The 2,018-nt window shown below is 45.5% G+C and carries 1 protein-coding gene; it reads left to right on the top strand.

The annotated features are described in order from the left end of the window. The first annotated feature begins 418 nt into the window (after window positions 1–418). Entirely contained in the window at window positions 419–1,858 is a 1,440-nt protein-coding gene (locus BV372_RS29345) for a Rieske 2Fe-2S domain-containing protein (RefSeq protein ID WP_086690187.1), read from the top strand. The last annotated feature ends 160 nt before the right edge of the window (window positions 1,859–2,018 follow it).

Below are 2,018 nucleotides of genomic sequence, written 5' to 3'. Positions count from 1 at the left end.
TTCGCTGGGCTATCGCTGCGCTCGTAATGACAATTTAAAGGGTCTATAACGCCTGAAACCTTTGGAGATAGTACTTGTGTGTACACCTTAGCCGTAGGGGTAGGGGAATGTCTACAACGAACGCAGGCTAAGAAATTAAGCCTGCCTTTGCAGGCTTCGTATGGATAGCCCTAGGCTTTCAGCCTGTGGGCGGTATGTCGGGTATGCGAGAGAACTGTTTGTATCGATATTCGGGCCAGACCCAACAGTCGTCATGAACTGGGTACACTAGCACGCATGAAAATCCTTTTCCTTTCCTTCTGCCCTCTGCCTTCTTTACACCATCGGTTGATTTCTCAACTTTTCCCGTCCATCACCGTTGAAAAATTGTTACATTTTGTGTAGATAGACGATTAAATTTTTATTGCAAACTCCCACCATGTCTAACACTGTTTTACAGTCAGAGGAAAATTCTCTGAACGTAACATCCGAAATTCAAGCAGTACAAGAGCTTCCTGCTGGTGGACGCGATCCAGAGCGCTTTGACTGGCGGGAGGTTTGGTATCCTGTACATTACATCGAAGATTTAGATAAATCCCAGCTAACTCGCTTCACCTTACTAGAGCGCGATCTTGTGCTGTGGTGGGATAAAAATGAACAGACGTGGCGAGCCTTTGAAGACCAATGCCCGCACCGTTTAGCTCCACTTTCAGAAGGCAGAATTGATGAGAACGGATGGCTAGAATGTCCTTATCATGGCTGGGCATTTTCGGGAACGGGTAAGTGTGAATCGATTCCGCAACAAAAAGAAGGCGGAAAGGCAGAAGTTTCTCAACGTGCCTGCGCTACTTCATTTCCCACCACGGTTCGTCAAGGACTTTTGTTTGTATATGCAGGGCGCGCAGAGAACGCACCCCATACCAAAGTTCCGATTGTCGATGTTTTGGAAGAAGAATCTGAAGGCTGGGTTTGCCTGAATACTTTTCGAGACATACCTTATGATGCGCTGACGTTGATGGAAAACGTTCTCGACTCCAGCCACATACCTTACACTCACCACCGTACCGTCGGCAACCGAGCTAACGTGTCTGCTGTGGAATTAGAGATTGTAGAATCTGGGAAATGGGGGTTTAAAGGAGTTTGGGAAGAAGGCCCTCGTAAAGGAACTTTAGGGCGACAGGATACTACCTTTATTGCTCCCGCATTAATGTGGCATGACCTTACTTCCAAACAATTTGGCAGAACACTCACAGTAGTTTATGCAACTCCGATTCGCAAGGGACAATGTCGCTTATTTGCCCGCTTTCCCTTCAAATTTTCCTCCAAATTACCAGGACTATTTCTCAAGCTGACTCCACGCTGGTACTCACACCTTAATCAAAATCATGTGCTAGAAGACGATCAGATTTTCCTGCATCACCAAGAAAGGTATCTGGAAAAACGCGGCGGCAGTGCTAAGTTTAGCAAAGCATTTTATTTGCCTACCAAAGCCGATCTTTTTGTATCTCAGTTGCGTTCTTGGGTTAATCAATATAGTGCCGAGTCATTCCCAGGCGAGACTCTTTCACCACCATTATCAAAGGAATTATTACTAGATAGGTATCATTCTCACACAGAAAAATGCGCTAGCTGCCGCCCTGCTTTACACAACTTACAACGGTTGCGGATGGGATTAGCTGTGGTAACAGCACTTGTCTGGGGATTGCTTCCCTTATTAGTGTTGATTCAGGGTCAAGTATCGGGCTTAACGGTGGCTATTTCGAGCCTAGCTGTTTTGCTTGGTGGCGGAATTTGGTTGAGCTTGGGCAAGTTAGAAAGACGATTTTACCAAGGACAGGAAACACCGCCGAGAAATCTGCCGGAGAAAGGTCGAAGGTAATACTTTACATCAACAAAAATACAGTCATTGCGATCGCTCTATTCGCAATGACTTTGTGTAATTAATTATGTTGAACTACTTCAGAACTTAGATCCCCCAACCCCCTTAAAAAGCAGGGCTGTTTCATTCCACAAGGGTAAGAAGTTTGTCAATATCATGA

The organism is Nostoc sp. T09 (assembly GCF_002154695.1).
GTDB lineage: Bacteria > Cyanobacteriota > Cyanobacteriia > Cyanobacteriales > Nostocaceae > Aulosira.
The sequence above is the reverse complement of the archived record's forward strand: the minus strand, read 5'-3'. Positions and strand labels throughout refer to the sequence as shown.